17 protein-coding genes are annotated in these 18,506 nt (G+C 64.0%); 14 read left to right on the top strand and 3 right to left on the bottom strand.

Annotated elements, in window-relative coordinates; translation table 11 throughout:
* Positions 1 to 137: 137 nt before the first annotated feature.
* Positions 138 to 782 carry a VOC family protein gene (locus tag HX613_RS05765; protein ID WP_235344454.1) on the bottom strand — a complete coding sequence of 215 codons (645 nt, stop codon included), beginning with the start codon at positions 780 to 782 and terminating at the stop codon, positions 138 to 140.
* Between the two features lie 177 nt (positions 783 to 959).
* Entirely contained in the window at positions 960 to 1,445 is a 486-nt protein-coding gene (locus tag HX613_RS05760) for an inorganic diphosphatase (RefSeq protein ID WP_101570621.1), read from the bottom strand.
* Between the two features lie 112 nt (positions 1,446 to 1,557).
* Here HX613_RS05760 and dacB point away from each other — a divergent pair, with 112 nt between their 5' ends.
* From dacB to tilS, 3 genes are all read left to right on the top strand, one after another.
* Positions 1,558 to 3,024: a D-alanyl-D-alanine carboxypeptidase/D-alanyl-D-alanine endopeptidase gene (dacB, locus tag HX613_RS05755; RefSeq protein ID WP_235344453.1), complete on the top strand. Its 1,467-nt coding sequence runs from the start codon at positions 1,558 to 1,560 to the stop codon at positions 3,022 to 3,024.
* Complete coding sequence (locus tag HX613_RS05750; RefSeq protein WP_235344452.1) at positions 3,021 to 4,037, top strand: zinc-dependent metalloprotease; 1,017 nt, start codon at positions 3,021 to 3,023, stop codon at positions 4,035 to 4,037. Before dacB ends, HX613_RS05750 begins: the two co-directional genes overlap by 4 nt.
* Before the next feature lie 132 nt (positions 4,038 to 4,169).
* Positions 4,170 to 5,048, top strand: a complete 879-nt coding sequence (gene tilS / locus HX613_RS05745) for a tRNA lysidine(34) synthetase TilS (protein WP_235344451.1) — start codon at positions 4,170 to 4,172, stop codon at positions 5,046 to 5,048.
* Positions 5,049 to 5,070: 22 nt separating this feature from the next.
* On the opposite strand, the gene HX613_RS05740 is transcribed toward tilS, so the two are convergent.
* Complete coding sequence (locus tag HX613_RS05740; RefSeq protein ID WP_235344450.1) at positions 5,071 to 6,342, bottom strand: amidohydrolase family protein; 1,272 nt, start codon at positions 6,340 to 6,342, stop codon at positions 5,071 to 5,073.
* A gap of 110 nt (positions 6,343 to 6,452) precedes the next feature.
* Between HX613_RS05740 and HX613_RS05735 the strand changes: the two genes are divergently transcribed.
* The 11 genes from HX613_RS05735 (at position 6,453) to lysS (ending at position 18,504) form a co-directional block, all read left to right on the top strand.
* Positions 6,453 to 7,778 carry an MFS transporter gene (locus HX613_RS05735; RefSeq protein ID WP_235344449.1) on the top strand — a complete coding sequence of 442 codons (1,326 nt, stop codon included), beginning with the start codon at positions 6,453 to 6,455 and terminating at the stop codon, positions 7,776 to 7,778.
* A gap of 47 nt (positions 7,779 to 7,825) precedes the next feature.
* Positions 7,826 to 8,377 carry a hypoxanthine phosphoribosyltransferase gene (gene hpt / locus HX613_RS05730; protein WP_235344448.1) on the top strand — a complete coding sequence of 184 codons (552 nt, stop codon included), beginning with the start codon at positions 7,826 to 7,828 and terminating at the stop codon, positions 8,375 to 8,377.
* A 167-nt stretch (positions 8,378 to 8,544) separates the two neighbouring features.
* Entirely contained in the window at positions 8,545 to 10,677 is a 2,133-nt protein-coding gene (ftsH, locus tag HX613_RS05725; RefSeq protein ID WP_235344447.1) for an ATP-dependent zinc metalloprotease FtsH, read from the top strand.
* Entirely contained in the window at positions 10,677 to 11,300 is a 624-nt protein-coding gene (gene folE, locus HX613_RS05720) for a GTP cyclohydrolase I FolE (RefSeq protein ID WP_235344446.1), read from the top strand. Before ftsH ends, folE begins: the two co-directional genes overlap by 1 nt.
* 9 nt (positions 11,301 to 11,309) lie before the next feature.
* On the top strand, positions 11,310 to 12,176 hold the full coding sequence (folP, locus tag HX613_RS05715) for a dihydropteroate synthase (protein ID WP_235344445.1): 867 nt from the start codon (positions 11,310 to 11,312) through the stop codon (positions 12,174 to 12,176).
* Positions 12,173 to 13,117 (top strand): 2-amino-4-hydroxy-6-hydroxymethyldihydropteridine diphosphokinase, encoded by a 945-nt coding sequence (gene folK / locus HX613_RS05710; RefSeq protein WP_235344444.1) that lies wholly within the window; start codon positions 12,173 to 12,175, stop codon positions 13,115 to 13,117. Before folP ends, folK begins: the two co-directional genes overlap by 4 nt.
* A 28-nt stretch (positions 13,118 to 13,145) precedes the next feature.
* Complete coding sequence (locus HX613_RS05705) at positions 13,146 to 13,607, top strand: DUF3180 domain-containing protein (protein ID WP_235344443.1); 462 nt, start codon at positions 13,146 to 13,148, stop codon at positions 13,605 to 13,607.
* Positions 13,604 to 14,104 (top strand): PH domain-containing protein, encoded by a 501-nt coding sequence (locus HX613_RS05700; protein WP_235344442.1) that lies wholly within the window; start codon positions 13,604 to 13,606, stop codon positions 14,102 to 14,104. Before HX613_RS05705 ends, HX613_RS05700 begins: the two co-directional genes overlap by 4 nt.
* Positions 14,105 to 14,106: 2 nt before the next feature.
* Positions 14,107 to 15,960 (top strand): PH domain-containing protein, encoded by a 1,854-nt coding sequence (locus HX613_RS05695; RefSeq protein WP_235344441.1) that lies wholly within the window; start codon positions 14,107 to 14,109, stop codon positions 15,958 to 15,960.
* The gene (locus HX613_RS05690) at positions 15,957 to 16,862 is read left to right on the top strand and encodes a Rossmann-like and DUF2520 domain-containing protein (RefSeq protein WP_235344440.1); all 906 of its coding nucleotides are present in this window, start codon (positions 15,957 to 15,959) and stop codon (positions 16,860 to 16,862) included. The genes HX613_RS05695 and HX613_RS05690 overlap by 4 nt, the downstream gene beginning before the upstream one ends.
* 82 nt (positions 16,863 to 16,944) lie before the next feature.
* Positions 16,945 to 18,504 (top strand): lysine--tRNA ligase, encoded by a 1,560-nt coding sequence (gene lysS, locus HX613_RS05685; RefSeq protein WP_235344439.1) that lies wholly within the window; start codon positions 16,945 to 16,947, stop codon positions 18,502 to 18,504.
* The last annotated feature ends 2 nt before the right edge of the window (positions 18,505 to 18,506 follow it).

Below are 18,506 nucleotides of genomic sequence, written 5' to 3'. Positions count from 1 at the left end.
GGCAGCACACCGAATCGGTGTGCTGCCCTCTACGCTGTGCGACGTCAGTCGTCTGAGCCCAGCTGTCTGGCTCCGCCGGCGAATCAATTCTGCCCGGCGAATGCCGAACAGCGCCGAACGTTCCGGCCTACGGCGTCTCAGATGGTGACGAGGCCGTTCTTGGCGGTGTCGAAGCTGATCGACATGATGCCGGGGGTGCCGTGCGGCGCCGACCAGTCGATGTGGATCTCCGGGATGGGCTTGGGATCCTGGGTTCCCAACCAGTCGCGGAGTCGGTCACGATCCCCGGCGATCTGCAGGGTGTCGAGAGCGACATCGCCATTGGTCTTGTAGGACGAAGGATGCTGAGACGAGTCGGCCGCCCACTTGATGAAGAACGGAAGCTGAGGGTCGGCGATGAGCCCCTTGATTCCGATCTGTAGCCACTTGAGTTCCAGGCCTGATTCCGGGGTGCGGTTTCCGTCGACGGCTTTGCGTTCGAGACGAGTTTCCACTCCGGCGAGGTCATCGACCGAAACGCACCATCCCATCCAGCCGCCGCCGAGCTCGGAACGAGCTCGCACTGCCTGGCCGAAGGGTGTTGACAACGCGGCCGGGTGCTCCAAGGCTTCGACGACTTCGAGGTAATGACCGTTCGCGAGAGGGAAGATCAGATTTCTGGTACCGAATCGAGGATGCACACCACCGTCGTAGGGAACCACACCGAGCTTCTCCGAGATCCGCTCGGCAGTGGCTTTGTACCCGTCTGGTTCGCTGGCGAATGACACATGATCGAGTTTCATGTCTCGACAATCGCATAACCTGGCTCACACTTCTCATTAGGATCACCTAAGTAGTGGGTCGTCCCAGGGCCGGCAGCCGCTCGTCCGATGAATGCAGAGACCGCCCGGACGGCGAGGTCCGGGCGGTCTCTGATCACGGGTGAGGCGATGCTTCACACCACCTCGGTGAGGGTGAACTCAGTGAGAGTCCTTGAAGCGCTTGATCGAAGCCTCGACCTCGGCCTCAGCCTCTGCACGCCCGACCCAGCTGGAGCCCTTGACGTACTTGCCCGGCTCAAGATCCTTGTAGCGGGTGAAGAAGTGCTCGATCGAGTCGAGGGTGAACTGATCGACGTCGCCGATGTCCTGGTAGCTCTCCCAGCGGGGATCGCCGGCCGTGACGCCCAGGACCTTGTCGTCGCCGCCTGCTTCATCTTCCATCTTGAACATTCCGATGGGGCGCACATCGATGAGGACGCCGGGGAAGAGGGGTTCGGGCAGCAGTACGAGAACGTCGAGCGGGTCCCCGTCGTTGCCCAGCGTGTCCTCGAAGAAGCCGTAGTCAGCGGGGTACTGCATCGAGGTGTAGAGGTAGCGGTCGAGCTTGACTCGACCTGTCTCATGATCGACCTCGTACTTGTTGCGCGATCCGCGCGGGATCTCGATTGTGGCCAAGAGTTCCATAGTGCTCCTTCAAGCTAGGGTTGCATCACTAGAATAGAGCTTACAAGTCCCCACGAACGACAACCACAACGGCTACGGCGAGGACGATGGCAATGAGAATGAGAGCCCGCGCTTGAACCAGACCCCGGAGCGGAAGAGGCGGAAGCGGTCGAAGAAGGCTGTCGCCGGCATCACCGCAGGCAGCCTCGCCATCGTGCTGGGCGCGGTTGCGGCAGTCGACGCCTACGACGTCTTCCCCGAGCTCCCGGGAATCCTGACCACTGACCCCGCCGTCGAAGTCCAGGCGGTCCCCGCGCCTGACGCGCAGGGCAAGGACATGCCCGCCCCCGCCTCGGCGCTAGATGATTCCGCACCTGTGCCCACCAAGGTCCCCGACACGGTGGACAAGGTCCTCTCTGATGCCAAGGTCAAGGGCTTGGGGATCGAGATCCGCGACGGGCTCAGCGATGACATCCTCTACGCCCAGAACGAGAACAGACCTCGCACGCCGGCCTCGGTGACCAAGGTCCTCACGGCCTCGGCGGCACTGCTGAGCATCGGCGGCGAGAAGCGACTGAGCACGACCACAGAGTTCGACCCGTCCACCTCGACGGTGACGCTGACAGGCGGCGGAGACTCACTGCTGGGTGCGGGGGAGTCCCAGCCGGGTGCCGTGAACGGTCACGCGGGCCTGACGACGCTGGCTCAGCAGACTGCCGAATCACTCAAGAGCCAGAACGTCGCCGAGGTGGCCCTGGACTTGGACACCTCCCGGTACACGGGCAAGGACTTCAGTCCCGGATGGGAGCGTGCCGATATCGCCAAGGGCGTCATCACGCCGATCCAGCCGCTGATGATCGACACCGGGTATGTCGGCAGCAAAGACAAGGAATGGCGGGGCCGCAGCGAGCACCCGGCCAAGGACGCCTTCGCAGTCTTTGCCAAAGAGCTCAAGGCAGCCGGAGTCACAGTCACCGACAACCCTGCACCCGCCGCTGAGACGGGTGACGACGCGAAGACCGACGGAGACTCCGAAACCAGCCAGCTGGCGGGGGTGGAATCGGCCACGATCTCCGAGATCGTCGAATACGCGCTCGTGCACAGCGACAACGTCGTCGCCGAGGTCCTCGGCAACGAGGTCGCCATCGCCCAGGGTGAACCCGGAAGCCTGGAATCCGGCCCCGAAGCCGTGCTGGCGGCCCTGTCCGATTCCGTGGATCTGGGCAAGACCCACCTCGAAGACACCTCGGGCCTGTCCTATGACAACCAGATCAGTCCGCACGACCTGACGACGATCCTGCAGGCATCGGTCGTCGCCGACGATTCGCTCTCCAGCCTCATCAGCTACATGCCCGTCGGAGGACTGACCGGCACACTGACCCAACGTTTCACCAAAGACAAGGCTGCAGCCGGGACGGTGCACGCGAAGACGGGGACCCTGTCGACCGTGACCTCACTGGCAGGAGGGGTGCTCGACGCCGATGGACGCTATCTCGTCTTCACCCTGCAGATCGACGACGTGGACAAGGACAAAATATTGGAAGCCAGGAAAACCGTGGACGATATCGTCGCAGCACTCGCGGATTGCGGCTGCCGATGATCGTCGATGAGAAGTTCGCCGCCCGCACAGCCCGGGAACTCGTCCCCGCAGCGCGTATGCCCGACATCGATGAACTTGACGCGCTGGTCGCCGGGCTCAAGGACAATGCGCTGACGGCGCAGGAACTCGTCGTCGACTCGTTCCTCCTCGACCCTGCCCATGCCGATGACGTGCGCACTCGTCTGGGCGCCGGTTCCGTGCTCGTGCTCGATCAGATCGGCTGGATCAAGGCCAATGCGCAGTCGCTCAACGGCATGGTCGACGCGGACTCCCTGCCCGCCCCTGTCGGTCCGGGAGCGGCGAAAGCGGCCGCCGTGGAACTGGCAGGCGTGCTCTCGCTGCTGTCGACTCGAGTTCTGGGCCAATTCGACCCCTTTGCGGTGGACACGGGCCGGCTGATGTTCGTCGCCCCCGCTGTCCTCATCGCCGAAGAGGCGATGAACGTCAAGCCGCGCGACTTTCGCATGTGGGTGGCCCTGCACGAGGCCACGCACCAGGTGCAGTTCGCCACCGCGCCCTGGCTGCGTGAGCACATGCGCTCTCTCCTGTCTCAGGTCGTCGCGACCCCTCTCAGGGCACCTGGCATCAGCGGTCTCGCTGACGTCTTCTCCACAGTGGGCCGGATCATCAAGGGTGATGCGAGCATGGTCGATCTGATCAGGGACGAGGGGATGCGCAGCGCCCTCGACGAGGCGACGGCGATCCTCAGCCTGCTCGAAGGGCACGCCGACGTGGTCATGGACGAGGTCGGCATCGAAGTGATCCCGAGCGTGCGGAAGCTGCGACGCAAGTTCGAAGCCCGCCGCGACGCCGGACAGGGCGGATTCCTGTCGAACCTGCTGGGCATGAACCTCAAACTCGCCCAGTACCGTGACGGCGCCACGTTCGTCCGCGCCATCCGCAAGGAAGTCGGCCAGACCGGTTTCTCCGCCGTCTATGCCAAACCGGAGAACCTGCCGAGGAGCGAGGAGATCCACACCCCGAGTCTGTGGTTGGACCGTGTCCACGGCTGAGGCGCGACCACCTCGGCGACCGAGCCTCGATCCGGCCAGCGGAGCGATCCGCAGCAGTGTCCGTGAAGCGTTGGCTCAGTTGGGCAGTTCCCGGCCCAAGGTCATCGTCGCGGTCTCCGGGGAGCGGACTCGATGGCGCTGCTGCATGCCTGCGCCTTTCTCCACCGACGTGGGGAGCTGCATGCGCAGGCCGTGACCGTCGACCATGGTCTGCAGTCCTCGACCGCCGAGGTGGCCCGCCGGGTCGTCTCGATCGCCGAATCCTGGGGTCTGTCCGCCGAGGTCGCCAGCGTCACCGTCGCAGCCGGTGACGAGGGCCTTGAAGCCGCCGCCCGCGATGCCCGCTACGGCGCACTTGAAGCCGCCCGGAAAGTGCAGGGGGCCGAGTGGGTGCTGACCGCGCACACCCGCAGTGACCAGGCGGAGACGGTGCTGCTGGGACTGATGCGTGGTTCGGGCACGAGATCCCTGGCTGGAATGGCTCTGCGCACCGGCACCGTGGTGCGTCTCCTGCTCGACATCGAACGGGCGACCACTGTCGCCTCGTGCCGGGCTCAGGGCATCGAAGTCTGGGATGACCCGATGAACGCCGACGATTCCTTCGCCCGGGTCCGTGCCCGCGCCCTGCTGGCAACCCTGGAGGCCGACCTGGGCCAGCCTGTCACCGCGAATCTGGCCCGCACCGCCGAGCTGTGCCGTGCCGATGCCGACTGCCTCGACGGGCTCGCCGAGACCTCAGCCGCCGCCGTGCGCGGACGCACCGAGGTGCCGTTGGCCGAACTGGCAGGATTGGAGGAGGCGATCCTCTCCCGCGTCGTCCGCGAGTGGCTGATCTCCCTCGACGTGCCCGCACAGAGCTTCGGCGCCGCCCGCGTGGCCCAACTGTGCGCCCAGATTCGCGAACCTGGGACCTCGGGTCGCCCACATGCTCGTCTGTCACTTCCCGGTGACACCGAAGTGATCATCACCAGGCAGCTCCTGTGCTTCCGTCGCGACGCGAAGACCGGGTGACTGCAGCCCCCGGACGTTGGGCTCAGGCCTTGCCGTGGACCAGGTGGCCGCCGGTGGCCACCAGCCCTCCGTTCTTGAAGACGTCGCGATCGGCAGGGCAGTCCATGATCGCCGAGGTGACCGTATCGGCCTCGAGCAGCATGAAGTCCGCCGGAGCACCGATGCCCAGACCGAAGCGGGCATCATCGATCAATGCGGTTCCGTCCGGTCGGGCTCCGGCCATCACCTGTGCCCCGCCTCGGGAAGCGATGTCCAAGCATGCTTCGATGTCCTCATCCAGGCGATGCCCATTCGTGAATGCCAGCTGCCAGGCCCGCCGCAGCAGGTCACCGTCACCGTAGGGACTCCAGTAGTCGCGCTGACCGTCCTCGCCAAGACCCAACGCCACCCGATTCTCACGCAGGCTGCGCTGCGGCAGGACGCCGTTCTGCGGTGCCACCGTCGTCAGAGAGATTCCCGCCTCGGCGACGAGTTCGATGATCCGTTCGACCTCTGGTGCAGGGTTGGAGCTCAGGGCGAAGGCGTGGGAGATCGTCACCTTCCCATCCATGCCGAGAGCCTTCGTGCGGTGGGCGATCTCCTCGAACGTGAACACGCCTGCGCTGCCGCGCTCATGGAGATGGATGTCGATGCCTTTGCCGTGCTTCTCCGCAAGCCCGAAGACGACGTCGAGGTGCGCGACCGGGTCGCGGTCGTATTGGAGTGGGTCGAGTCCTCCGACCAGATCAGCGCCCTCGCTCAAGGCCGCGTCGAGAAGATCTCTGACGCCCTTTTCGCGTACGATGCCGGCCTGCGGGAAGGCCACGACCTGAGAGTCGAGGACCGCAGCGTGATCGGCCAGTGCGTCCCGGACGCCGATGAAGCGCTCGAGACCGCAGTCGGCGTCGATCTGGGTATGCGAGCGGATGCGCGTACCGCCGGAGGAGACGATCTCTGCGATCACGAAGGCAGCCTGGTCACGGACGCTGCGCTCGCCCTGCCGCCAGTTCTCCCGATCGTTCATGATGAAGCCGTGCAGCGTTCCGTCAGCAGTGTGGGGACGGAAGGTCTGGCCCATCCGGTTCGAATCGAGGTGGGCATGGACGTCGCCGAGGCTGGGCAGCAGCGCTCGCCCGGCCCCATCGATGATGTCGGGCCCATCGACGTCTTCGGCGCTGGCGGGGTCGGTGCGGCCGATCGCCTGCGCCGAGGCAGCCGGCGTGAACGAGGTGAAACGTCCGTTCTCGATCCCGACATCAACAGTCTGGGCATCGGCAGTGCGGGGAAAGAGGCGAATATTTCTCAGAGTGGTCATCGTCGTCCTTGAGAGATAGGAGGGCACTTGACCTCCAAATGGTATACCTTTATGTGGCTTGGGTACGGGCCGCCGAATCGAGCGAACACAGCGTCTGAAAGGATGAGCCAATGACCTCTCAGCCCGAATACGGCCATCGTACGGGTCGGGGACTCGACGTGCTGGCGCTCGTGGGCCTCATCCTCATCGCCTGCTCCCTGCGACCGGCCGCATCGTCCTTGGGCCCCGTCCTCTCCGAAGTCCAAGGCGCCTACGCCCTGGTCGAATGGCAGACAGGCCTGCTCACAGCACTTCCCGGCCTGATCTTCGCAATCTGCGGGTTCATCGCCGTTCCCGTGCTCAAGAAGATCGGACTCTTCAGCTCGCTGGCGATGACCTGCGTGCTGATCGCGGTCGGAGTGGGCGCCCGGGTCCTCGTCGACAACTGGTTCGGCTTCGCCGGTCTGACCGTGGTCGCGCTGGCCGGAATGTCCATCGGAAACGTCATTCTGCCGGTGTACGTGAAAATGCGCTTCCCCCACCGAGCCAACCTCGGCGCCACCGCCTTCACAGTGTCCCTGGGACTGGGTGCGATGTTCCCCGCCTTCCTCACCGCACCACTCACCGGCCACTTCGACAACTGGCGGGTGGGACTGGGCATCTGGGCACTAGTGCCTGCCTGCGCACTGATCACCTGGATCATCCTCAAGCTCGTCCGATCCGTACCCCACCTGGATCGGCCCGAGCAGGACACACACGAGGCTGGCCCGCCTCGGCGACATATCTTCACCTCTGCCAAGGCCAGATACATGGCGATGTTCTTCGGTCTGCAGTCAGTCAACGCCTATGTCCAGTTCGGATGGCTGCCGCAGATCTACCGTGACGCAGGGATCGATCCGGTCCTCGCCGGACTCATGCTCACCGTCGTCACCCTTGGTGGGATCCCCGGCGGCTTCCTTGCCCCGCAGATCATCATGCGCAGCATCCTGCCCCGCTTCTTCCTCGTCAGCTTCTCCGTCAGCGCCGTGTGCGGCTACCTCGGACTGCTCCTCATGCCCACCACCGTGCCGGTGCTGTGGGCGATCCTCCTAGGCTACGGCGGCTTCGCCTTCCCTGCCGCGCTCGCGCTCATCACGGGCCGCACACAGGCCGTGTCCGTCACTGCCCGGACCTCAGCATTCGTGCAGTCCAGCGGCTATGTGCTGGCTGCGATCGGCCCCTTGGCCGTCGGCGGACTCCTCGGATTCAGCGGCGGCTGGTCGGTGCCGCTGGAGTTCATGATCGGCGTTTCGGCGCTCATGGGCGTGACCGGGTACCTTGCTGCCGCACCGGGGACAGTCGACGATGATCTGGCCGCACTTGGCACCCGCAGTGAAGCATCAGAACTTGGTGGTGGCGCCAACGACCTCCACGGTGGCACGAACGACCTCCGTGGTGGCACGCCGGGGCAGAAGTGAATCATAATGGAGACACACCCCACCCCAAGCGAGGAGATTCGACACCTGTGGACATCAACGATCTCGGCAATGACATCGAAAAAGTACTTGTCTCGGAAGAACAGATAGCCGCACGACTCGTTGAACTGGCAGCCGCCATCGATGAAGACTACAAGGGCAAGGACATCCTGCTCGTCGGCGTCCTCAAGGGTGCCGTCATGGTCATGGCGGACCTGGCTCGTGCGATCCATTCGCCGGTGACCATGGACTGGATGGCCGTCTCCTCCTACGGTTCGGGCACCAAATCCTCCGGTGTCGTCCGCATCCTCAAGGATCTCGACACCGACCTCTCAAACCGTCACGTGCTCATCGTCGAAGACATCATCGACTCGGGTCTCACCCTGTCCTGGCTGGTCCAGAACCTGCGCTCGCGTGGAGCGGCGACCGTCGAGATCTGCACGATGCTGCGCAAGCCCGAAGCAGTCAAGGTCGATATCGACGTCAAATACATCGGCTTCGACGTTCCGAACGAATTCGTCATCGGCTACGGACTCGACTATGCCGAGAAGTACCGCAACGTTCCGTTCGTCGCGACCCTGGCTCAGCACGTCTACAGCTGAGCGTTGCGCATGAACGTTCCGCGCATTGACTGAATGCCTGCCGCACCCGGGAACAAAAATGGGTGCATTCGAGCTATGTCAGTGCGAGGTATTAGGCTGTGGGGGATGTTCCCAGGCAGCCTCGGTAGCCTGAACAGGTTGCCCACATCTTTTTCCTGAGAGGACTTATGGCCGAGTCGAATAAGCGTCGCCCACTGCTCAACAAGGCGACGAAGGGCCCTTTGGTCTGGATCGTTCTGGCACTGCTCGTAGTGTCTATCGGTGCTCTGCTCTTCAGCAGAGTCGGATTCAGCCAGATTGACACCCAGCAAGGCCTCGAGCTGCTCCAGGACGACAAGGTCGAACAGGCCAAGATCGTCGACAAGGATCAGCGCGTCGACCTGACCTTGAAAGACGATCTCAAGATCGAGGGCAAGGACTTCGGCAAGAAGGTTCAGTTCTTCTACGTGGAGCAGCGTGGAGAGCAGATCGTCAAGGCCGTGGACTCGGCCGAGCCCAGCAAGGGATACACCGACGAGGTGCCCAAGCAGAGCTGGCTGATGTCCCTGCTGGGAACTCTGATTCCATTCGTCATCATCTTCGTCGTCTTCTGGTTCCTCATCTCGCAGATGTCGGGCGGGAAGATGATGAACTTCGGCAAGTCCAAGGCGAAGCTGGTCAACAAGGAGAACCCGGACGTCACGTTCAAGGACGTCGCCGGTGTCGACGAGGCTCTTGAAGAGCTCGAGGAGATCAAGGAGTTCCTGGCCGAACCGGAGAAGTTCAAGGCCGTGGGAGCCAAGATCCCCAAGGGTGTCCTCCTCTACGGTCAGCCCGGTACCGGTAAGACCCTGTTGGCGAAGGCCGTGGCCGGTGAAGCCGGTGTGCCCTTCTACTCGATCTCGGGCTCTGACTTCGTCGAGATGTACGTCGGCGTGGGCGCCTCCCGTGTGCGCGACCTGTTCGAGCAGGCTAAGACGAACGCTCCCTGCATCATCTTCATCGATGAGATCGACGCCGTCGGCCGCCAGCGCGGAGCCGGCATGGGCGGCGGCCATGACGAGCGCGAACAGACGCTCAACCAGCTGCTCGTCGAGATGGACGGCTTCGACGTGAAGACCAACGTCATCCTCATCGCCGCCACCAACCGTCCCGACGTTCTCGACCCGGCGCTTCTGCGCCCCGGCCGCTTCGATCGGCAGATCCCGGTTGAGGCCCCGGACATGAAGGGCCGGCAGCACATCCTCGAGGTCCACGCCGAGGGCAAGCCCCTGGCAGATGACGTCGATCTGGCCCAGATCGCCAAGCGCACCCCCGGATTCTCAGGCGCGGACCTGGCCAACGTCCTCAACGAGGCGGCTCTGCTGACAGCGCGTGAGGGGGCGAAGGTCCTTGACAACAGGATCCTCGATGAGGCGATCGATCGCGTCATCGCCGGACCGCAGAAACGGACCCGCCTGATGAACGACAAGGAACGGCTCATCACCGCGTATCACGAGGGCGGGCACGCACTTGTGGCCGCGGCGATGAACCAGACCGACCCGGTCACCAAGGTCACTATCCTGCCCCGTGGCCGCGCCCTGGGCTACACCATGGTCCTGCCGAGCGAGGACAAGTACTCCACGACCCGCAACGAGCTGCTCGACCAGATGGCTTACGCCATGGGCGGCCGCGTGGCCGAGGAAGTCGTCTTCCACGACCCCACCACCGGTGCCAGCAACGACATCGAGAAGGCGACGAACATCGCCCGGAAGATGGTCACGCAGTACGGCATGAGCGACAAGCTCGGCATGGTCAAGATCGGCGACGATCAGGGCGAGCCCTTCGCAGGTCGCGGCTACGGCGGGGGCGACGAGTACGGCGATGCGACCCTGTCCTCGATCGACGGCGAGGTTCGCGACATCATCGACGCCGCCCATGCTGACGCCTACTGGGCGCTGACGCACAACCGCGACGTCCTCGACGACCTCGCCTACCAGCTCCTCGAGCGGGAGACTCTTGATCAGGCGGCACTGGCAGAGATCTTCACCCCCATCGTCAAACGCCCCACACGCGATGTGTGGCTGGCCAACGACGACCGCCCGGTCTCCGAACGCGGACCCATCGATCCGCCTGCACCCTTGAGCGGGGACCGCAACGGCAAGAGCAACGGCAGCTCGGAGGTCGACACCACCGACGTTCCCGGTGCCGGACCGACGGGTGCGAACGGACCTCACGTGCCCCATAACCCCACAGGGCCGATCAATCCCAACGACCCGACCGGTCCATCCGGACCGACGGGTCCACGCAATACCGACGGCAGCGGGGAGAGCGGCTACTGATGTCAGAGCTCGAAGAGGTGACGGAGGTCCTCGGCAAGGCACCCGCCGGCACCGGCAACAAGGTCGACCAGCCGCGGATCGCCGCCGCCGTGCGTGAGATCCTCATCGCCGTCGGTGAAGATCCTGATCGAGAAGGTCTGCTGGAGACCCCGGACAGGGTCGCTCGTGCCTACGAAGAGGTCTTCGCCGGCATCCACCGCGACCCGGCCGACGTTCTGGGCGTGACCTTCGACATCAGCCACGAGGAAATGGTCCTCGTCCGAGACATCGACCTGTATTCGATGTGCGAACATCATCTGGTGCCGTTCCACGGAGTCGCCCACATCGGCTACATCCCGAGTAAGAACGGCAAAGTCACTGGACTGTCTAAGCTGGCCCGCCTCGTCGAGATCTATGCTCGTCGCCCCCAGGTCCAGGAACGGCTGACGACTCAGATCGCCGACGCACTCGTCGAATACCTCGAGCCTCAGGGCGCGATCGTCGTCGTCGAGGCCGAGCATCTGTGCATGACCATGCGGGGAGTCCGGAAACCGGGTGCCTCGACCATCACCTCGGCGGTGCGCGGGCAGCTGCGCGAAACGGCATCCCGAGCAGAAGCCATGAGTCTGATCATCCGGAGATAGAGGTCGCACATGCCCACACCGGAACGCACGAAGATCATGGGCGTCCTCAACGTCACGCCCGACTCCTTCTCCGACGGCGGTCGCTACTTCGACCACGACGCCGCCATCACCCACGGTTTCGAACTGCTGCGCTCGGGCGCAGACATCATCGATGTCGGAGGGGAGTCCACTCGCCCCGGCTCCGTTCGAGTCGATGAGGCGGAGGAGCTGCGCCGCGTCGTCCCTGTGATCAGAGAGTTGGCCGCCGCAGGTGCCGTCATCAGCGTCGACACGATGCGAGCCAAGGTCGCAGAGGCATCACTGGATATCGGCGCCCACATCATCAACGACGTCTCCGCAGGACTCTCCGATCCGACGATGCTGACCGTCGCCGCCGAGACCGCAGCCCCGGTCGTGCTCATGCACTGGCGAGGCTACCTCGACCGTGCGTCGGCGTCCTTCCACTACGACGATGTCGTCGCCGAGGTGATCAGGGAGCTGAAGACGAGAATCGACGAAGCGACGGCCGTCGGTGTGAAGCATGAGAACATCATCCTCGACCCGGGCCTGGGCTTCTCGAAGAACGCCGAACACAACTGGCAGATCCTCGGGGCTCTCGACGAGTTTGCGGATCTGGATCATCGGCTCCTCGTCGCCGCCAGCCGCAAACGCTTCATCTCCACCCTGCTCTCGCCGGAGGACCCGAAACTCGCCGAGGAGTCGGCGAAGGATCAGGCCACGGCCGCGATCTCGGCCCTGTCGGCCAGGGCAGGAGCGTGGGCGGTGCGCGTCCACGAACCTTCCACCTCGGCGACCGCGGCCAAGGTCATTCACGCCGTGAACTCACATGCCCCGGCAGCCACTCCGGATGAGCGTGCAGCGGAGGGAGACGCATGAGTGCCGATTCGGATCGGATCGAACTGCGCGGGCTGAGAGTGCGCGGCAACCACGGAGTCTTCGACTTTGAGAAGCGTGAGGGCCAGGACTTCGTCATCGACGTCACCCTGCACACCTCCGTATCGCGGGCCGCGGCCACGGACGACATCGCCGACACCGTCCACTACGGCGAGCTGGCCGAAGACGTCGCACACATCGTCGAAGACAACACCTTCGACCTCATCGAGACCCTGGCCGCCCGGATCGCAGAACACTGCCTGGGCCTGGCCGGAAATGTCGAAGTTGTCGTCCATAAGCCCGGAGCACCGATCCAGCGCAGCTTCAACGACGTCAGCGTCACCGTCGTCCGTTCCCGCGACACCACCGACGCCGCGGCCACCGACGCCGCTGCGGCCAGGACGGTCGATGATGAGCTTGCCGGGACCGAGCCTGCCGAGACAGAGGCCTACCTCAATCTCGGGGCCAACCTGGGCGATGCGGCGGACACACTCGAGCAAGCCGTTGCCGCACTCGATCGACATCCCAAGATCGCCGTGCTCAGGCGATCCTCCCTGTATCGCACCGCACCCTGGGGCGGAGTCGAACAGAACGACTTCCTCAATCTGGGCATCATCGTGGCCACCAGCCTGCCCGCCCCACAGCTCCTCGCCGTGGCGCAGGGAATCGAAGTCGCCTGCGGCCGGACCCGGGAACTGCGCTGGGGACCACGCACCCTCGACATCGACCTGATCCGCTTCGGCACCGCGCAGGCAGAGCTCATCCTCGACACCGACGAACTGACTCTGCCCCACCCACGGGCGCACGAACGTGCATTCGTCCTCGCACCATGGGCCGAGCTCGATGAGGCCGCAGAAATCCGCACACCCACCGGTCCGCGACCGATCACCGCCGTCCTGAGCGAGCTGGGCGACCAGGAAATCACGCGAATCCCGGCCCCATAAGGGGCCAGGGTTTGAGAGACTTGGAGCTATGCAGCGAACATCGTCGGGGACTCTCGTCATCTGGGCCGTCATCGGCGCCGTGCTGGCGCCGACAGTCGACGTGCTGCTGGAGAGTCAGGGCTTCGCTCTGCCGGGCCTGCCCTGGTTCGCCATCATCGGAATGCTCATACTCGCTGCAGTCCTGCTGGTCCTGGGGTGGCCGATCAAGAAATTGAATGACGGCGACCGGACCAAGGAGATCGACCCACTGCAAGCAGCCCGCGTAGCCGTCATGGCCAAGGCCAGTGCCCTAACAGGCGCCGGACTGGCCGGTTGGTATATGGGCAACGCCGCCTACTACTTTCTGTCCGCACCCGGCATCCGCAATGACTTGGCGGCAGGTATGCTTTTCGCTATGATCGCAGCCGCAGCGTTGATGATCGTCGGCTTGATCGTCGAAGGCTTCTGCGAGCTGCCCCCTCAAGATCCACCAGGAGCTGAACCAGCATGAGCCGCGAATTCAACTATCTGTCCGGAACAGACGCCGACTTCAACCGGGTCAGTCCCAAATACGGGCTCAAGGAGACGATCGCGACTCTGACGATGCTCGTCCCGCTGATCATCGTGGCTCTCGTCTTCGCCATCATCTTCACCTCCGAAGTTCCATGGCTGCACGCGATCTGGGCCGGCCTTGTGGCGTTCACCGTCTTCCTCATCGTCATCATCATCCGTCAGGCCAAGGCGATCGGCTATGCAGAGAGGGCCGACGACCTCCTCATCCGGCGCGGCATCATGTTCCACAAGGCCACGGTCGTCCCGTACGGACGTCTGCAGTTCGTCGACGTGGATGCCGGCCCCATCGATCGCATGTTCGGTCTGGCCAGCGTCAAACTTCATACTGCCTCGGCGGCCACAGATGCCACCATTCCGGGATTGCCACGTGCTGAGGCCGATCGTCTGCGCGACAGCCTCGCCGGTCTGGGCCAGGCCAACTTGGCAGGGCTGTGAGCATGACCGAGGACGTACCGAAGGGCCAAGCTCCCGAACCCGCGGGTGATCCCGCAGCCGAGCCCACGGCCGAGCCGGCAGACCAGGACGCGGCGGCTCCCGAGGTGTGGCACAGGGTCCACCCCCTGACACCGATTCTCGAAAGCTTCGGCGTGCTCGTGGGTATCTTCATCGCGGCCGCCTACGGTCTGCAGAACTTTGCGCAGACTGCCATCGAAAACCTGGCCAGGGGCGATGGCGTCGACCTGGGATTCGCCGGTTGGCTGCGCACCCACCCCCTCGTCATCCTCGGCGGCGTCGGAGGAATCGTTCTCATCCTCCTTATCACCGCACTCTTCAGCTGGCTGGCCTGGAGGGTGATGGGCTATCGGATCGATTCCGAGTCCATCTACTATCGGCGCGGTCTGCTGTCGAAGAAGCTGCGCAAAGCCAGGCTCGACCGCGTGCAGTCGATCGACCTGCAGCAGAAGCTGTTGCCCCGACTGCTGGGTATGGCGGAACTCGTCTTCGACGTCGCCGGAGGCACCGACTCCAACATCTCCCTGAAGTACCTGTCGAAGAAGCGTGCCGAGGGACTGCGGGACGAGCTTCTCGCCGCTGTCCGCGAGAAGAAGCAGGGAACTCACCAGGGGGAGCGAACCCCGACCTCGGGAGTATCCGCCGAGGCGGTCCCTGGCACAGCTCCTGGCGCCGTCGGTGCGCCCACCGGAACTGAACCTGGAGCTCCCGGCGATGCCGAAGCCACGGGTGCACCCGGCGATTCCGGTGCCGTGCCCGCCATCGATCGCAGCGTACCCGAACGTCGCGATGACAGCATCGGCGTACGCCTGAGCAAACGCCTCGGCTCACTGGCCGAAGGGGCCTCACAGGAGGCGGAGTCAAGCATCAACGAACTTCTGGCTCCCTACGATGTCTCCGCCGACGTCAGTGACGAAGGCGAGATCGTCCGCGTGCCAGTGCACCGGGTCGTGGTCTCCTCGCTGTTGAAGTCAGAGACGATCATCTCGGTCTTGGTCGTCCTCATCGTCATCGCCGCAGCCATCGTTCTCCTGGCTATGGGGCTGACCGAGGCCTTCATCCCGATGCTCGTCGCAGTCATCCCCGGTCTCTTCGCGGCTTTCTCCGCCTTCAGGAAGAACCTTGACAACGCGAACTTCGTGGTCAAGCTGGGAGAGAACGGACTGGCCGTCAACCACGGGCTCGTCTCCACCTCCCGCAAGGTGATCCCACTCGACCGTCTGCAGGCCGTGTGCCTCCATCAGCCGCTGCTGTGGCGGTGGGCCGGCTGGTGGAAGGTCGAATACAACATCGCCAGCGCCGGAGGCTCGGGCGAGACGAACATTCTGCTGCCCGTCGGCGACATCGACCAGGCACTGCTCATGGTCGGCCTCGCGCTCCCGGATCCGCAGATGCCAGACGAGGTCAGCGCTGCGACCCTGGTGCGATCAGCCATGTACGACCGCAAGTCCGAGGACCCGCAGGCCGAATCCGCGGAAGAGCTGTTCCACGGTCAGCCCCGTTCCTCTCGGCTCATCGACCCCTTGGTGTGGAAGCGGCGGGCCTATGTCGTGACCGGTTCCCTGCTCGTGCTGCGAATGGGTGTCCTTGACCGTCGAGTCGACTTCGTGCCGCATGTGCGCGTGCAGTCGATGAGCTATCACCAGGGTCCACTCATGCGCGCGCTCGGTCTGGGCACGGTCGCCGTGCACTCCACGGCCGGTCCCATCGACCCTCGCGTCACCCATCAGAGCGTCGAGGACGCGAAACGGTTCTTCAGCGAGCACTCCGACCGGACGCGACTCGCACGGCAGCGTTACGACGAGGAAGCCCGCAGGGCCAAGGAAGGCAGGCCATGAGCCAAGCAGGCATGGGCCAGGACGGGGCCTCTCGTCTGGGAATCGGAATTATCGGCTGTGGGAAGGTCGGCGCGACCATCGGAGCTGCCTGGCGCGAGGCCGGTCATGCCATCATCGGTGTCAGTGCCACCTCGGCGACCAGCCTGCAACGGGCCGAGGAGATGCTGCCTGGAGTACCGGTTCTGCCGCCGGACGATGTCGCAGACCGTGCGGAGCTTCTGCTCCTGACCGTCCCCGACGATGAGATCGAGTCCCTCGTCAGCGGCCTGGCGAAGGTGTCACGAATCCATTCGGGGCAGATCCTTGTTCACTGCTCGGGCCGGTACGGAACGGACGTCCTCGAAGCCGGGACCAGCCTCGGCGCGCTGCCGATCGCACTGCACCCATCGCTGTCTTTCACCGGCACCGCAGTCGATCTACCACGCCTGCGGCAGTCGACGATCGCCGTGACCGCACCTGCACCGATCCGTCCGGTGGGCCAGGCGCTCGTCGTCGAAATGGGCGCCGAGCCGATCGACGTGGCCGAGGCGGACCGTCCGCTCTACCATGCAGCCATCACCCACGCCTCCAACCACTCGATAACGATCATCAGCGAAGCGATGGAGATGCTCGCCGAGGCGGGAGTCAGTGACCCTTCACGTGTGCTCACAGCTCTCGTCGACGCAAGTGTGACGAACACCCTGCAGAACGGTCCGAAGGCCCTGACGGGACCCGTCAGCCGCGGAGACGTGGGCACGGTCTCCGCGCACCTGGCAGCGCTCAGTGAGTTCAGTCTCAACGTCTCCAGTCCCGCGGCACGCAACAGCTACATAGCGCTGGCCAGATCGACGACAGCCAAGGCGCTGAGCTTGGGACGGATCACGGAGTCGCAGGCGCAGGAGATATTGTCCCGACTGGACTGAACGACGTGCTGGAACTGTGTGCCGGGTCCGGCGGTCGTTTGCGAATTCCCCCTGGGGCCGCGCTCACGGTAGCCTGGAGGGTATGGCAGATACCGAGTCGAACACGCCCGAAAACGCAGACCTTTCACCCGAGCATCTCGATCCCGAACAGATCCGGATCCGGAAGGAAAAGCGACAGCGGCTCTTAGACTCCGACACCGATGCCTATCCGGTCGGAATTCCTCGCACGCACACCCTCGCCGAGGTTCATGCCGCGCATGACGGGCTGGAAGCCGGTGACGAGACCGAGGACATCGTCGGCGTCGTCGGCCGTGTCGTGTTCGTCCGGACAACTGGCAAGCTCTGCTTCGTGACCCTGCAGTCGGGAGATGGGACGCGACTTCAGGGCATGCTGTCTCTGCGTGAAGTGGGGGAGGAACGACTCGGCGACTTCAAGACCGACGTCGATCTGGGCGACTTCCTGTTCGTCCACGGCAAGGTCATAAAGTCCAAACGCGGCGAACTCTCTGTGCTCGCCGATTCCTGGACGATGGCCAGCAAGGCGCTGCGTCCGCTGCCGGGCCTGCACACCGAGCTGGCCGAAGATACTCGTGTGCGTCAGCGCTACCTCGACCTGATCACCCGCGAAGACGCACGGAAGAACATGCTGGCGCGAGCAGAGGTCATGTCATCCCTGCGTCGGACGTTCGCAGAACAGGAGTTCGTCGAGATCGAGACTCCGATGCTCCAGTTCATGCACGGTGGTGCTGCAGCACGTCCATTCAAGACACATATGAATGCCTATGACATCGATATGTTCCTGCGCATCGCGCCGGAGCTCTTCCTCAAGCGGGCGATCGTCGGCGGCATCGAGAACGTCTTCGAGATCAATCGCAACTTCCGCAATGAAGGCGCCGACTCCACGCACTCACCGGAGTTCGCGATGCTCGAGGCCTACCAGTCCTACGGCGACTACCATTCGATCGCCGAACTGACGAAGACGCTGGTCCAGAACGCGGCGCAGGACGCCACCGGATCTCTCGTGGTGAAGTTGGGAGACGGTGAGGACTACGACTTCGGTGGTGACTGGCCTGTTGTCAGCATGTACGAGACCTTGTCCGCGGAATCCGGAGTCGAAGTCACCCCGGAGACCGGACTCGACGTCCTCGACAAGATCGCGGCCGACAACAACGTCGAACTGGGTGGAGTATTCCGCTCACACGGCAAATATGTCGAGGAGCTGTGGGAGCACTTCTACCAGGACAAGCTGTGGGTGCCGACATTCGTCACCGACTTCCCCGTCGACACCTCACCTCTGGTCCGTGAACACCGGACCAAGAAGGGCGTCGTAGAGAAGTGGGACCTCTATGTTCGCGGCTTCGAATTGGCCACCGGCTATTCCGAGCTCGTCGACCCGGTCATTCAGCGTGAACGGTTCGAGGCTCAGGCGGCCGACGCGGCCAAGGGTGATGAAGAGGCGATGGGACTCGACGAGGAATTCCTCACCGCGATGGAACACGGAATGCCGCCGACCGGCGGTATGGGAATGGGGCTTGATCGTCTGCTCATGGCTTTGACCGGCCTGGGAATTCGAGAAACGATTCTCTTCCCATTCACGAAGCCAATTGCCTCCGGTAATTCGGAAATGGCTGAGGAAGGTTGAGC

Source organism: Brevibacterium sp. UCMA 11754 (assembly GCF_021532275.1).
Lineage (GTDB): Bacteria > Actinomycetota > Actinomycetes > Actinomycetales > Brevibacteriaceae > Brevibacterium.
Note: the sequence above shows the minus strand (reverse complement) of the source record. Positions and strands in the feature narration are given on the sequence as shown.